Source organism: Streptomyces beihaiensis, from assembly GCF_026274175.1.
In the GTDB taxonomy this organism is placed as follows: domain Bacteria; phylum Actinomycetota; class Actinomycetes; order Streptomycetales; family Streptomycetaceae; genus Streptomyces; species Streptomyces beihaiensis.
The window spans coordinates 17,128-30,265 of record NZ_JAPHNL010000251.1; the positions used below are offsets into that span (position 1 = coordinate 17,128).

At 69.5% G+C, this 13,138-nt stretch carries 13 protein-coding genes; 3 read left to right on the forward strand and 10 right to left on the reverse strand.

Going from position 1 to position 13,138, the window contains the following annotated elements; all coding sequences use genetic code 11:
- Positions 1 to 20: 20 nt before the first annotated feature.
- The 8 genes from OFY01_RS19535 to OFY01_RS19570 form a co-directional block, all read right to left on the reverse strand.
- Positions 21 to 1,676, reverse strand: coding sequence for an AMP-binding protein (locus OFY01_RS19535; protein ID WP_266601645.1), 1,656 nt, complete (start codon positions 1,674 to 1,676; stop codon positions 21 to 23).
- Positions 1,673 to 2,791 carry a Glu/Leu/Phe/Val dehydrogenase dimerization domain-containing protein gene (locus OFY01_RS19540; RefSeq protein ID WP_266601647.1) on the reverse strand — a complete coding sequence of 373 codons (1,119 nt, stop codon included), beginning with the start codon at positions 2,789 to 2,791 and terminating at the stop codon, positions 1,673 to 1,675. Before OFY01_RS19540 ends, OFY01_RS19535 begins: the two co-directional genes overlap by 4 nt.
- A 28-nt stretch (positions 2,792 to 2,819) precedes the next feature.
- On the reverse strand, positions 2,820 to 3,383 hold the full coding sequence (locus tag OFY01_RS19545; protein WP_266601649.1) for a type 1 glutamine amidotransferase: 564 nt from the start codon (positions 3,381 to 3,383) through the stop codon (positions 2,820 to 2,822).
- A gap of 11 nt (positions 3,384 to 3,394) precedes the next feature.
- The gene (locus OFY01_RS19550; RefSeq protein ID WP_266601651.1) at positions 3,395 to 4,198 is read right to left on the reverse strand and encodes an amino acid kinase family protein; all 804 of its coding nucleotides are present in this window, start codon (positions 4,196 to 4,198) and stop codon (positions 3,395 to 3,397) included.
- Positions 4,195 to 5,253, reverse strand: a complete 1,059-nt coding sequence (gene argC, locus OFY01_RS19555; RefSeq protein ID WP_266601653.1) for an N-acetyl-gamma-glutamyl-phosphate reductase — start codon at positions 5,251 to 5,253, stop codon at positions 4,195 to 4,197. The genes OFY01_RS19550 and argC overlap by 4 nt, the downstream gene beginning before the upstream one ends.
- A complete protein-coding gene (locus OFY01_RS19560; protein WP_266601655.1) occupies positions 5,250 to 6,098 on the reverse strand; it encodes an ATP-grasp domain-containing protein in 849 nt (282 codons plus the stop codon). The genes argC and OFY01_RS19560 overlap by 4 nt, the downstream gene beginning before the upstream one ends.
- 1 nt (position 6,099) lies before the next feature.
- On the reverse strand, positions 6,100 to 6,285 hold the full coding sequence (locus tag OFY01_RS19565) for a lysine biosynthesis protein LysW (RefSeq protein WP_266601657.1): 186 nt from the start codon (positions 6,283 to 6,285) through the stop codon (positions 6,100 to 6,102).
- A 70-nt stretch (positions 6,286 to 6,355) separates the two neighbouring features.
- Positions 6,356 to 7,507, reverse strand: coding sequence for an isopropylmalate synthase (locus OFY01_RS19570; RefSeq protein WP_266601658.1), 1,152 nt, complete (start codon positions 7,505 to 7,507; stop codon positions 6,356 to 6,358).
- 231 nt (positions 7,508 to 7,738) lie between these two features.
- On the opposite strand from OFY01_RS19570, the gene OFY01_RS19575 reads away from it, so the two are divergent.
- Complete coding sequence (locus OFY01_RS19575) at positions 7,739 to 8,884, forward strand: acyl-CoA dehydrogenase family protein (protein WP_266601660.1); 1,146 nt, start codon at positions 7,739 to 7,741, stop codon at positions 8,882 to 8,884.
- Positions 8,885 to 9,003: 119 nt separating this feature from the next.
- Positions 9,004 to 10,254, forward strand: a complete 1,251-nt coding sequence (locus OFY01_RS19580; RefSeq protein ID WP_266601662.1) for an acyl-CoA dehydrogenase family protein — start codon at positions 9,004 to 9,006, stop codon at positions 10,252 to 10,254.
- 85 nt (positions 10,255 to 10,339) lie between these two features.
- Here OFY01_RS19580 and OFY01_RS19585 read toward each other — a convergent pair whose 3' ends face one another.
- Positions 10,340 to 11,029 (reverse strand): response regulator transcription factor, encoded by a 690-nt coding sequence (locus OFY01_RS19585; RefSeq protein ID WP_266601664.1) that lies wholly within the window; start codon positions 11,027 to 11,029, stop codon positions 10,340 to 10,342.
- 399 nt (positions 11,030 to 11,428) lie between these two features.
- The gene (locus tag OFY01_RS19590) at positions 11,429 to 12,079 is read right to left on the reverse strand and encodes a ScbR family autoregulator-binding transcription factor (RefSeq protein ID WP_266601666.1); all 651 of its coding nucleotides are present in this window, start codon (positions 12,077 to 12,079) and stop codon (positions 11,429 to 11,431) included.
- 147 nt (positions 12,080 to 12,226) lie between these two features.
- Between OFY01_RS19590 and OFY01_RS19595 the strand changes: the two genes are divergently transcribed.
- A complete protein-coding gene (locus OFY01_RS19595; RefSeq protein ID WP_266601668.1) occupies positions 12,227 to 13,123 on the forward strand; it encodes a ScbA/BarX family gamma-butyrolactone biosynthesis protein in 897 nt (298 codons plus the stop codon).
- Positions 13,124 to 13,138 lie beyond the last annotated feature (15 nt).

Below are 13,138 nucleotides of genomic sequence, written 5' to 3' on the forward strand. Positions count from 1 at the left end.
GCGGAGAGTGCGGCCGGGGGTTACGCCCCGGCGAAGCGCTCCCGCAATTCGACCTTTCGGACCTTGCCGGTGAGGGTCTTCGGCAGGGCCGTGACGATCTCCAGGCGCTCTGGGTAGAAGCGGGGGTCCTGGTCGGCCTCCCTGAGGTGGGCGCGGATCTCCTCCAGCGTCACGGTGGTGCCGTCGCGCGGGGCGATGACCGCGAGGATCGGGTCGTCGACCGTGCCGTTGGGGCCGACGAGGGCGGCCTCGGCCACCTTCGGGTGCCGGGAGATGATCGCCTCCAGCTCGGCCATCGGTACGACGATCCCGTCACGAAGGATGGTGTCTTTGGCGCGGCCCAGGATGCGGATGCCGCCTCGGCCGTCCTCGCGCGCCACGTCGCCGGTGTCGAACCAGCCGTCCTCGGTGAGCTCGGCGTCGAAGGCGTCCTGCTGCTTGTAGTAGCCGAGCGCCCGTGACGCGCCGCGCACCCGCAGCCGGCCCACCGGGGCCCGCTTGCAGGGGTCGTGGCACAGGTCGATGCGGATCTCCATGGAGTCGATGGGCCGCCCGTGGCTGTGCGCCGCCCAGTCCTGGTTGTAGTCGAGCCGGCTGATGGTGACGGGGCCGAACTCCGACATGCCCCACACCGAGTACGTGCGCGCCCCGAACGTCTGCCGCAGCTCGTCCACCAGCGGCTGGAGCACCGGCGCCGCGCCGGTGACCGTGTGGCGCAGGCTGGACACGTCGTGCGGATCGACCCGCTGGGCCCGCGCGACACCGGAGAGCGTGGGTGGCGGACCGTACAGCAGGGTGGCGCCGTAACGCTCGACCAGGTCCAGCAGGCCGGCATGGTCCGGGCCGTCCTGGAAGGCGATCGTCCCGCCGAGCATCACCCCGGCGAGGACTCCCTGGCCGAAACCGGAGTAGTGCACCAGCGGGGTGGTGACGACGGCGACCAGGTCGTCGCGGAGCAGGAAGGTGTCCACATAGCCGCGTACACCTGAGTGGACCGTGTTCTGGCTGTGTACCACGCCCTTGGAGAAGCCGGTCGTGCCGGACGTGAAGAGCACCACGAACGGCTCGTCGGGCCGCAGCTGGCGGCCCTCCAGATCGGCCGTGCGCTGCGTCTCCCAGTGGGTGGAGACGAAGTGGTCGTGGAAGTCCAGGGCGCCTTCGGGTGCGTGCCCGTCGACCACGACGACGTGGTCGAGCGGCAGCTCGTCCTTGAGCGCGGTGACGGTCTCGGCCAGCGGGTAGCCCTCCCATTCCGGCACCGTGACGCACACCTTGGCCTCGGTGAGCGCCAGCCGGTGGCGCAGTTCCTCCTCCCGGCAGACCGGGGCGATCGGGCAGATGACCGCGCCGACCGCCATACAGGCGAACATCAGCGGCACCATCTCCCACCGGTTGGGCAGCTGGACGGCGACCACGTCGCCACGTCGCACGTCCAGTTCGAGCAGCGCCCCGGCGAACCGGTCGGTCAGCCGCGCCAGTTCGGCGTAGTCGAGGGTGTCGGTGCGGGCCTCGTCGAGGCGGCGCCCGGCGATGGCCGGCTTGCGCGGCCGCTCCCGGGCCTGGCGGCGCAGGTCGTCGAGGAAGGTCTCGTCCCGCCACCAGCCGCGCCGCCGGTACTCGGCCATCCGGTCCGCGGCCGACGCCGTGGCCAGGATGGCGGTGGTCGTCGAGGTCATCCCCGCTCCTTACGGCGGGCCTGAACCAGTTCGGGCAGCGGGTCGCCGGGGTTCGCGGCGGCGATCTCCAGCAGGTCGCGGGTGTTGCGGCGGACGCAGTCGCCGATCCAGTCGAAGACCCACGCCTTACGGGCCTCGGCCTCGAGTTCGAAGGGGACGACCCGGGTGACGGCCAGGGCTGCCGAGCCGGCCCCGCCGATGTTGGCGATCACGCCCGGGACCAGCGTGGCCCCCGAGGCCCGTGACTTCTCCCGCGCCTCGGCACTTGAGGCGAGGTTCGCGCCCTCGACCACCAGGTCGGCCCGCAACCGGTGCGCGTTGTCGGCGTTCAGCGCGTGCTTCTGCGCGGCGAGGACCAGCAGGTCGGCGTCGACGTCGAGCCAGGCGTCCGGCTCGGTGGAGACGGTGACGTGCTGCGGCAGCCGGGAGCGGTCGATCAGCCCGAACTCGTCGGTGACGGCGACCAGGTCGGCCACCGGCAGCCGGTCCGCGCTGATGGTGCCGTTCACATCGGCCACCCCGACGATCACATGGCCGCGGTCCTCCAGGAACCGGGCGACCGCACGGCCCACCGCTCCGAAGCCCTGGACGACGACCCGGGAGGGCCCGGTACGGCCGCTCGCCTCCAGGGCGGTGACCGCCGCCACCCCGACACCGTGGCCGGTGCAGTCGATCAGGGGCTCATAGTAAGTGCGCCAGTCGATCGGCATGTCCGGTGCGCCCAGCCGGTAGCGGGGGTCGTAGCCGGCCTCGGCGAAGAACACGGCCCGGTCGGCGGGGGTGACACCCATGTCGATGCCGAGGTGGATCCCTCCGTGCAGCAGAGGCTTGACGGTGCGGCCGAAGGTGCGGAAGGTCTCCTCGCGGTTGGTGCCGTCGGAGACTATGCCGCCCTTGGCGCCGCCGATCGGCAGGCCGGCGAGGATGAACTTGTGCGTCATGTCGCGGGCGAGACCGGCCACCTCCTCCTCGGTGACCCCGGTGGTCATCCGTACGCCGCCCATGGCCAGGCCCTCGTGGAGGGAGTCGACCACGACCCAGCCCTTGATCGCGCCGCCGCTGCCGTTCAGGTGAACCGTGAACGCGGGGTCCTGCGGGTTTTCCAGATCACTCATTGCCAAGTCCTCGCTACGTAGATGGGTGTCACTGGTAGAGCTCGGCGAAGCCGCGCAGGATCTCCAGGCCGTCGCTGCGGAACTCCAGATGCGCCTGGGCGCCGAAGATCCGGCCGTCGTCGGAGCGCAGGAACTCCACCGGCGCGTGCTCGGAGCGGCCGATGGAGTCGAAACCCGCGGGGGCCTCCTGGAGGTAGAGGGTGTGCCGGTGGAAGACGGTGACCGTCGGCTTCACATGGGTGAAGAGCGGTTCCTCCTTGTCGACCTGCACCTCGTAGCCGCCGACCCGCTGGGGTCCCTCGGCGAGTCGGCCGCCCGCCGCGACCGCGAGGATCTGCATGCCGCCGCAGATTCCGAAGACCGGGACGTCAGCGCTCATGACGAGGTCGATGAGCGGCTTGTAGTAGTCGCGGTCGTAGGCCCGCACCTTGGTGCCGCTCAGGACGATCGCCTGGTAGCGGCCATCGAGCCGGTCCGGCACGGATGCCGCGTCGACCGCGTCGGTGTCCGAGCCGAGGTCCTCGAACCGCTTGCGGAGCTGTTTCAGCGACAGGGTTCCGTTGTTGACGACGAGTACACGGGAGTGCGCCACGTGATTGCTCCTCAGGTGCGTGTGATGACGGTGCCGGTGCGGGCGGCGAGCAGGTCGGTGACGGCCGCGCTGCCGATGACGACGCGCTCCACGCCCGCGTCCAAGGCCTCGCCGGCGGCCCGCAGCTTCTTGCGCATGCCGCCGGTGGCTCCCTTGTCGCGGAAGGCGGCCGCGACCTTCGCGGTGATCCGGCGCACCGGCTCCCCGTCGATCAGCAGATGGGCGACATCGGTGACGAGCACCAGGTCGGTGGCGCCGGTGGCGCCGGCGATCGCTGCGGCGGCCCGGTCGGCGTCGGTGTTGACCTCCTGGCCCGCCGCGTTCCTGGCCAGTGGAGTGACGAGGTAGGCGTGGCCCGGCTGGAGGTTCTTCAGCGCCGCCGGGTCCACCCCGGTGATAGGTCCGACCAGGTTCTCCAGCTCGACGAGCTGCTTGTCCCGCCACCACCAGTGCTCGCCCTCTCCGGCGGCGACCAGGCCATCGCTGCCGAGGAGCCGTTCCGCGGTGATGCCGCGCTGTTCGAGGCGTCCGAGGACGTCCTCGCCGAGGCGGGCGCTGACGGTCTTGATGTCGGCGATGACCTCGGGTGTGGTCCAGCGGCTCTGGTTGCCGTACCGGTCGCGCAGGACCGCGGACGGTTCGCTGTAGCGCGGGCTGAGCTGCTTGAGCGGCTTGGACCAGCCGTGCACCAGGACCAGTGGCCGGTCCTGGCCGTGCCGGGCCAGGTCGTCCCACCAGCCGTCGGCGAGGTCGTCCAGGCAACTGCCGCCCAGCTTGACCACGGTGGGCGTGTTCACGGGTGTCGTCTCGCTCATGCGGGCATCACCGGCTGCATCGTCAGGCCCGTTTCCTCCGGCAGGCCGAACCGGATGTTGGCGGCCTGTACCGCCTGGCCCGCTGCGCCCTTGACGAGGTTGTCGAGGGCGGCGAGGACGACGATCCGGCCGCCTTCGTCGTCGTACAGGACCGTCAGGTCACAGAAGTTGGAGCCCAGGACCGCCTGCGGATCGGGCACCGGGATCAGTGTTTCGGTGTGCCGCCTCACCCGCACGAACCGGTGCCCCTTGTAGAAGCGCAGGTAGGCCCGCTGGAGCTCGCGGCCGTCCACCTCGTCGTCGGTGAAGACGTAGGAGCTGGCGAGCAGTCCGCGTACGTGCGACACCCCGTACGCCGACATCGTCAGCGAACCGACGGTGCCGGGCTTGCTGTGCTCCAGGAAGTCACTCACCTCGGCGGCGTGCCGGTGCCCCGTCGGGGCGTACGGTGCGATGGCGCCGTTGCGCAGCGGGTGCAGGTCCGGCACGCGCAACTGCAGACCGCCGCCGCTGGAGCCGCTCTTGCCGTCCACGACCACGGTCCTCAGGTTCAGGCCGAGGCCGAGGGTCAGCGGGGCGAGCCCGAGGGTGATCGCCGTGGCGTAGCAGCCGGGTACGGAGATCAGCGGGGCGCCGGCCAGTTGGTCGCCGATGAGTTCCGGTACGCCGTAGATGAAGCGGTCGGCGAGTTCGTCCGGCCGTACAGCCTTGGGGTACCAGCGCTCGTGCAGCTGGGGGGTGCGGATACGGAAGGCGCCGCTCAGGTCGATTACGCACGGGACGCGGTCGGCGAGGAGCGTGGCGAGTTCGGCCGAGGCCGGGGCGGGCGTGGCGAGGAACACCACGTCGCACCGCTCGGCCACGGCCTCCGCTGTGACGCGTTCGACGGTCAGGCCCAGGTCGAGGCGGAGCCCGGGATGCAGTTGGGCCGGGCGCCGGCCTGCACTGGAGTTGCCGCCGAGGAAGGTCAGTTCGAGTTCGGGATGCTGGCTCACCAGCCTGATCAGTTCACCGCCGGCGAGTCCGGAGGCGCCGACGATTCCCACGCGGATCATGCGAGTATCTCCTGCAGGTGACGGGCGATGGCCGACGGGATGTCCTCTCCCGTGGTCGACGCCACCCCTCGCCAGGCGGGGGCGTGGTTGACCTCGTTGACCAGGTGACCCGATGGCGTCTTGAAGAGATCTACTCCGTAGATGCCCTCGCCGAGCCGGTCCACGACACCGTCGACGAGCTTTTGCACCTCGGGGTCGTGGGCGAGGGCCCGGCTCTGGTTGCCGAGCGCCGCGTTGCTGCGCCAGTCGGCTCCGGCGCTCTCGAACTCGGCGGCGGCGACGATCTGCCGGCCGACGACCAGGCAGCGCACCGAGCCGCCGCCCAGGTACGGCTCCACCAGGCAGGCCTGCTCGAACGCGTGGCCGAGGTCCTCGACGTAGTCGTAGACGGACTGCGCCAGATCGGCGTCGCGGACCAGGGTGACGCGCTTGCCCATGCCGCCGTAGACCGGCTTGAGCACCGCGGGTAGGCCCAGGTCTTCGAGTGCCCGCGTGAAGTCTTTGCGGGACAGGGCGAGCCGGAAGTCCGGCACCGGCACGCCCGCGGAGCGCAGCACAGCGCGCAGCACCAGCTTGTTCTCGCAGGCGTGGATGGCGGCCGCCGAGTTGAGGACGGGTACGCCACCGGACTCGGCCAGGGTGGCGAGCAGTCCGCCTCGGGTGTAGCTGCGGCTGCGGACCAGCAGGGCGTCGTAGCCGTCGATCGAGGGAGGCTTGGGGTCCCCCAGGCACAGGGACTCGTCGTTGACCCAGTCGACCTGGAGGCCGAAGTCGGGTGCGCGGTGGATGAGTTCGCGTTCCTCCCAACCGACCCGGTCCGCGACGATGGCGACTCTCAGGGTCATCTCACTGGCCCCAGTCGCGCAGCTGTACCTCGACCATCTGCAGGGACAGCCGGCCGTCCTGGATCTCCTCCACGCGCAGCGTGAGCATGCACTCGGGGCAGGAGAGGGTCTCGCCCTGAACCATCGGTGGCACGGTCAGGTCGGTCTCGCACTCGGGGCAGTCGCCGGTGAGGATGGCGGTGGACATGGATCAACTCCGGATTCTTCGTACGGGTTCGGGGTGGGGCGGGGCTGGTCTGCCCCGGTGAGAGGTGGGTTCAGGCGGCCTGGAAGTCGATGGCGGCCTTGCGGATCGTGTCCCGGTCGAGCAGCGGACCTCCGTCGCGCTCCTGTCGCTCGATGAGCCACGGGGTGAAGGCGTCGACGTCGACGAAGACACCCGATTCGGCGAGTGCCCACTTGACGAGGGCAGGGGTGAGGCGCGTTCGGACCCGCAGCTCGCGGGCGTTGCCGACGAGTTCGGCGGGCAGCGTCTCGTACGCCTCCGGGTGGGTGAGCTGGCCCGGAAGTTCGTAGGCGAAGGCGTGCGATGTGGTCGGTCCGGACTGGAAGGCGTCGCCGAGGCCGGCGCCCGTGAGGGCGACGCGCGACAGTTCGGTGAGGTGCCTCAGGTCGAAGCGGGTGTCGCCGTGGATGACGCGCAGCGAGGTGAGCAGCTCGGCGAGCGGGGCGTTTCCACCGCGTTCACCGATGCCGCCGACGGTCGCCGAGATCCACTGCGCGCCCGCGCGGACGGCGGCGAGGGAGTTGGCGACGGCCATGCCGAGCATGTTGTGCGAGTGGATCTCGATCTCGGAGCCGTCGATCGCGGTGAGGTCGGCGATGACCTCCTCCATCTGCCAGGGCGACAGATACGCCACGGTTTCCGCGAGCCGGAACCGGTCGGCCCCCGCCTCAAAGCCGGCGGTTACATAGGGGACGAGGCGCTCCTTGGGCGTGCGGGCGCCGTCCTCGCCGCTGAAGGTGACGTGGAAGCCGCGCTCCTTGGCCTGCGTGATCGCCGAACGGGCCAGCGTCTGCAGGAACTTGGGGCTGGGCGAGCCGAGCTTGAGCTTCGCGTGCTGCTCGGAGGTGGGGATGGAGTACATGATGTGCCGTACGCCCAGCCGCTCGGCCTCGTCGAGGGCCTTCGCGACCTGCTGGCGGTCCCGCACCACGACGAGCGTCATGCTGCGCTCGGGGCCGACGGCCTCATGGGTGGCGAGGACGAGATCGGCGTCCTTGGAGCCCGGACCGGACACCATGCCGACCTCGACGAGCTCGATTCCGGTCTTCACCAGCAGGTCCGCGATGACCGCGGCGTCTTTGGGGCCGAACTCGACGCCGGCCATGTGTGCGGAGTCCCGAAGGGTTGCGTCAGACAGACGGGGCAGCCTCGGAAGGCTTCCCCCGTGCTCTTTTACTGCCATTGCGTTTTCCTCCTTTTGCGGGGCCGTCAACCATGGTGGTCGGCGCAATGTGAGGAGACAACGGCTCTCATGTCAGAGCATTGTCAAGGACTGTAATGAAAAGTGAGCGAGAGTCGTGTCTGTGAATTCTCCGCAGGGTCGCCGAAAAATCTCAAATCCACGCCGGGAATTAATTGGGCTGTTGGTTATGGTGACCGAGCCCGTTTTCAGTAGATGGGAGTGGAGAGTTCGATGGAAATTCCGCATTTCCCCATAGGTGAGTGGGCCCGGGAGCTCGCCGACCGCGTCGTGGAACCGACCGTCGCCGACCGCGACCGCGAACGCCGCTGGAACCCGCGGCTCTTCGCCGAACTGGCCGAGGCCCGGCCCGGCCCGAGCCTCACCGGCCCACTGGTACCGCGGGACCTGGGCGGCGCCGGCCTGTCCGCGACCCAGACCGTCGCCCTTCTGGCGGGGCTCGGCGAAGGGGCCAGGGACCCTGGTCTCGCCCTCGCGGTCGGCGTGCACGCGGTGCTCGCCACCGTGCCGCTGCGCGCTTTCGGCAGTCCCTGGCAGCGGGAGCGGTACCTGCCCCGGATGGCGTCCGGTGAGTGGGTGGGCGCGCTGTCACTGCAGCAGACCCAGGGCGCGTCCATGGCCCCAGCCGTCACCGCACGGCCCGCCGCGGACGGGTCGGGCGGCTGGGTGCTCACCGGCGAACTGGACCTGGTCGCGGGCGCCCCGGTGGCCCATCACTTCCTGGTCGTCGCCGCACACGACGACGGCGGACGGACCGCGTTCGTCGTGGACCGGGCCACCCCGCGACTGAGGGTCGGCGAGGCCGGCCCGGCCGCGATGCCGACCTGCCCCTGGGGCCGGCTGGTCCTGGGCGGCTGCGCGGTCCCGGACACCGCGGTCCTGGGCACCGTCGCCGGCGCGGCGACCGAGGTGGAGCCGCTGCTGGCGGTGCTGGACTGGGTCTTTTCCAGTGCGCCCTGGCTCGGCCTCATCCGCGCGCTGACCCGGGACGCCATCGAGGGCGCCCGCGAACGCCGGCTCTTCGGTAGGCCGCTCCACCACGACCAGTCCGTCCGGTTCACCCTGGCGGATCTGGCCGCGCGGTGCGAGCTGGCCGAGGGAATGCTGCACCGGGCCGCCCAGCAGTTCGACTCCGGCCACCGGCCCTCGCACCAGGACGCGGCCGCCGCCCGGCTCTTTGTGGCGGCCGCCGTGCGCACGGTCACCGACGCGGCGGCGCGGTTGTCCGGCCCGCTCGGCCTCACCGGCGACCGCCTGGTCGGACGGGCGCACCGCGACGGGCTGTTCTTCGCTGGCACCGGAGGCGGCACCGAGGTGCTGCGGCCGGTGATCGCGGCATCCCTGCTGGAACTCGGCTGAACAGGCTCAACAGGCCCAACACGAGGAGCGCGTACGACATGACCAGCACGACGAGTGCGTATGACCCAGCTGGCACGACGAGTGCGTATGGCTCGGCCGGCACCACGAGTCCGTACAACATGACTGACACAGGAAGCACGTACGGCATGACCGGCGTCGCGAGCGGCACCCGGGCCGCGCCGGCCTTCCCGGGCATCGCCGCCAGGGCCGCGCAGACGGACGCGACGGGCCGAATACCGGCCCAGAACTGGAAGGAACTCGCCGACTCCGGCTACCTGCGGCTGTTCCACCCGCCGGAGATCGGCGGCACCGGCGCCGACGGCCTCACCCAGGCCGACGCCATGGAGGCGCTGGCCCGGGCGTGCCCCGGCACCTACTGGGCGGCGACCGTGTCCGCGCTGTTGTGCGGCAAGTTGATCTCCACTTACGGCGACCTCCGCAGCCACGAGCCGCTGCTGCGGTCCCTGCTGTCTGGGGAACGACTGGCCGCCTTCGCCGTGGTGGAGCGTACGGCCGGCAGCGACGCGGGCACCTACCGCACCACGGTGCGTCGCGCCGGGGCGCCCGGCGGCGGTTTCGTCATCAACGGCGAGAAGTCAAGGATCACCAACGCGCCCATCGCCGACGTGGCCGTCGTACTCGCCCGTCGCGAGCGGCTGCCGGGGGACGACGGCCCCGACTGGTGCCTTGCCTTCGTGGACCTGCACCAACCCGGCATCGAACGGTACGAGATCGCGCACATGGGGCTGCGCGGCATGCCGTGGGGCGGGATTGTCTTCACCGACGCCCACATAGCCGAGGCCGATGTGGTGCCCGTGCCGTTCGGGGAACTCGCCGAGGGCATGGCATGGGGGTGGCTGAAGAACTCGCTCGCCGCCATCGCCGTCGCCGAGTCCGCCCTGTCCGCCTCCGTACGGCACGCCCGAGAGCGGGTCTCGTTCGGCCGGCCGCTGGCGCACATGGAGGGCGTGCAGGCCCAGCTCGCCGAGTCGCGTGCCCAGATCGACGCCGCCCGGTTGCTGGCCCGCCGAGCGATGTGCGAGCGCGTCGCGGGCCGTTCGGCCCGGGATCTGATCGCCATGCTCAAGATCTATGCCACCGAGATGGGCGTCGAGGTCGCCGCACGGGCCGTGCAGATCCACGGGGCGACCGGTGTGACCCAGGGCCACGAGGTGGAACGCCTCTACCGGGACGCCCAGATGAACGTCATCGGTGGCTTCACCTCCAACCGGCTGCGAGAGCAGGTCGCCGAGAGCCTCGGCCTGGGCCCCGCGGTCTACAGCGCCTTCGACTGGGTGACACCCGCCGGTCTCGGCCAGGACCCGGCCGGGCTCGACGGATTGCCGTACGCGGAGGAGGCGGTGTCGTAACCGACCGCGGGACGGATTGATTGCACCGCTGTGGGACCCGACCGGGAAAAGGTTCGGGCCCACAGCGGCGTTCTGGCGGTATTCGTCAGCCGTGTCCCATGCGGTAACCGACACCGCGGACCGTGATGATCCATGAATTGGCGCCGAGTTTCGCCCGCAGGCTGCGTACGTGTGTGTCGATGGTGCGACTGGAATCTGCCCATGTGGTTTCCCAGACCTGTGCCATCAGTTCCTTTCGGGAAATGACGCTTTCGGGGGACGCAGCCAGGGTGTGCAGTAATTCGAATTCCTTGGCGGTGACGTTCACCGGCCGACTGTGCAGGTGGACCTCACGCGTTCTGCTGTCGATGCGCAGCGGGCCGAGGTAGAGGGGCCGGGACGGTTCCGACCGAGGGCGGGCCCGGCGCAGTACCGCTTCAATGCGCGCCAGCATCTCGCGTGCACCGCACGAGGTGACCACGCAGTCGTCCGCCCCGGCCTGCAGGGCGAGGACCCGGTCCAGTTCGGTGTTGCGGGCGGTGACGGAGATGATGGGCTTGTCGCCGACCTCCCGTATCGACCGACAGACCTCGAGTCCGTCAATGTCGGGAAGATCGAGATCGAGCAGTACCAGGTCCGCTTGCTGATGGGCGCTCAGCGCCTCGGCTCCGGTGTCGACGCTCTGGGCGTAGTACCCCTGTCGGCGCAGCTCGCGCACCCTCGTCTCCGCCATACCGGCGTCGTCGCCGACCACCAGCACGCGAGTCGTGGCCGGTTGCGCAGCGTGCACTGCCATCGTTCCCCCTTCTGCACACCAAACTTCCCATCAATAAAAGAACACACGTCCTGTTCTTTGTACAGCGATACACCAGTGGCAAAGGTTAATAAAGCAGAGCAAAACGGGCATACGATTGTGTCACAGCAAGTCAACAGGACTGGTAAAAACCGAAATTTACGCCATATCGGTCACTCGAAAACGGGACGCTTAATACGTATACTGACTCGAAAGAGCCCACCGGGGGCCGGGCGGTCGGAGCCGTTACGTCGTGCTCATGTCCACAGATGGGTGAAGCTTGGCGTGCGACTCGTTCGTCACGGCGAAGTACAGGGGTACACGAATGCAAATTGAGCGAGGCTTGAACGCGCAACGGCCCCGAGCGGGCGCCCGGAGCCGTCGATCTGAACCGTCCACGTCTCACTCGTGTTCGGGAGTCTCCTGCCCGCAGCTCTTCCGCAGGAGCCGCTCCGCCCGGTAGGGCGCCAGGTCGAGCTTGGCCAGCACCGCCGGGGTGGCGATGCTGGGGAGCAGCAGCTCGTACAGGCCTGCGATCTCCTCGGACAGGTTCAGCTTCTCCTCCAGGTCCTCCGTCACCAGCTGTACACCGGTCCACGCGCCGACGAACGCCCGCGATACGGCGGCGGGTTCGGCGTGAGCGAGCAGTTCGCCGCTCTCCTTGGCTTCGGTGAGCAGTTCGCGCCCCAGTGCGACCCAGTCCGGCCACCGGGTACCGAACAGCCTGCGCGCCTTGGGGTCGACGGCCAGCCGAATGGCGGCGCGCAGTATCGGCTCCCTGGGCAACCGGTGGGCCAGGAGCAGTCCCAGATCCACCCACTCCTGCAGTTTGAACGCCTGCGGACTGAGCCCTTCACGGGTCACCGCCTCATCCAGCACGGCACGCGCCATGTCCTCCTTGGAGGCGAAGTGGAAGTACAGGGCCCCTCGGGTCAGTCCCGTCCGTTCGACCAGTGCGGCGATCGTTGCAGCGTCGTACCCGACCTCGTTGAACAAGCTCGCCATGCTCTCCAGGATGAGATTGCGAGTGCGAATAGCGCGATCCTGCCTCACCGCCCGTCACCTTCCAGTAGTCCGTAAGTGTGTCCCTTGATACTCACCGAATGGTCGTCTGTGAGTAACCGGATGCTCGTTACTTTATCAGCGCAGCTCACTCGAGCGAACTCCGCGTCCGAGGGAGCATGGCGACAGGGGGAATTCGTGTTCAGCACCATCGATGCCGCGCAGCCCGCGTTCCGCAACGCCGAATCCAGGGCGAATTTGGGTCAATACACCCATCTCATCCACACGCCGGCGATCCTCGTCAGAGACTGGCGACGGGAAGAACCTGACACCTTCACCGTCACCGCCCGCTGGCCCGAGCACCGCGGCCCCGGACCGTACGACCCCCGGCTCCTGGCACAGACAATCCGGCAGAGCGGACTCCTCGTCGCGCACGCCGAGTACGGTGTGCCGACCGGGCACCAGACGCTGCTGAGCAACCTCAACATCACTGCGGATCCTGGGTTCCAGGCGCGCGAGGCCTCGGACTTCGAGGTCGACATCGCGGTCACCCGATCCACCAGGCGCTCCGCGGGCCTGGGCATGGAGTTCCGCATCCGGCGAGACGGCGCCACTGTGTGCCTGGCGGACACGGAGTTCGGCTGGGTCTCCCCCGCAGCCTATCGCCGGGTGCGCGGCCGGCATCTTGCCGTCGAATGGAGCGAATGGCCCGTGCCGGAGCCCATCAGTCGCCACTTGGTCTGCAGGGCCGACGACAGCGACGTGCTCCTGGCGGCCGGAACAGCCGGCCACCAGTGGCAACTGCGCAACGACGTCTCCAACACCCTGCTCTTCGATCACCCCGTCGACCACGTCCCCGGTCTCGTCCTCCTGGAGGCCGCGCACCAAGCCGCCCACGCCGCCGCGGGCCCGACGCCCCTCGAATTCACCGACATGGCCATCAGCTTTGGGCGGTACGTGGAGTTCGACGAGCCCTGCTGGATCGAGGCGCGGCGCCTTCCCGCCCTGCTGCCCAATTGGTGCGCCATCGTCGTCACCGGATGCCAGGGCGGAGAGGTCGCCTTCCAGGCGCGGCTGAGGGGGCTGCAACCGTAGCCATGAGTCAAGGCG

Coding starts and splice junctions, on each gene's coding strand:
- OFY01_RS19535 (WP_266601645.1), bottom strand. CDS start 1,676: ATGACCTCGACGACCACCGCCATCCTGGCCACGGCGTCGGCCGCGGAC.
- OFY01_RS19540 (WP_266601647.1), bottom strand. CDS start 2,791: ATGAGTGATCTGGAAAACCCGCAGGACCCCGCGTTCACGGTTCACCTG.
- OFY01_RS19550 (WP_266601651.1), bottom strand. CDS start 4,198: ATGAGCGAGACGACACCCGTGAACACGCCCACCGTGGTCAAGCTGGGC.
- argC (WP_266601653.1), bottom strand. CDS start 5,253: ATGATCCGCGTGGGAATCGTCGGCGCCTCCGGACTCGCCGGCGGTGAA.
- OFY01_RS19560 (WP_266601655.1), bottom strand. CDS start 6,098: ATGACCCTGAGAGTCGCCATCGTCGCGGACCGGGTCGGTTGGGAGGAA.
- OFY01_RS19565 (WP_266601657.1), bottom strand. CDS start 6,285: ATGTCCACCGCCATCCTCACCGGCGACTGCCCCGAGTGCGAGACCGAC.
- OFY01_RS19570 (WP_266601658.1), bottom strand. CDS start 7,507: ATGGCAGTAAAAGAGCACGGGGGAAGCCTTCCGAGGCTGCCCCGTCTG.
- OFY01_RS19575 (WP_266601660.1), top strand. CDS start 7,739: ATGGAAATTCCGCATTTCCCCATAGGTGAGTGGGCCCGGGAGCTCGCC.
- OFY01_RS19580 (WP_266601662.1), top strand. CDS start 9,004: ATGACTGACACAGGAAGCACGTACGGCATGACCGGCGTCGCGAGCGGC.
- OFY01_RS19585 (WP_266601664.1), bottom strand. CDS start 11,029: ATGGCAGTGCACGCTGCGCAACCGGCCACGACTCGCGTGCTGGTGGTC.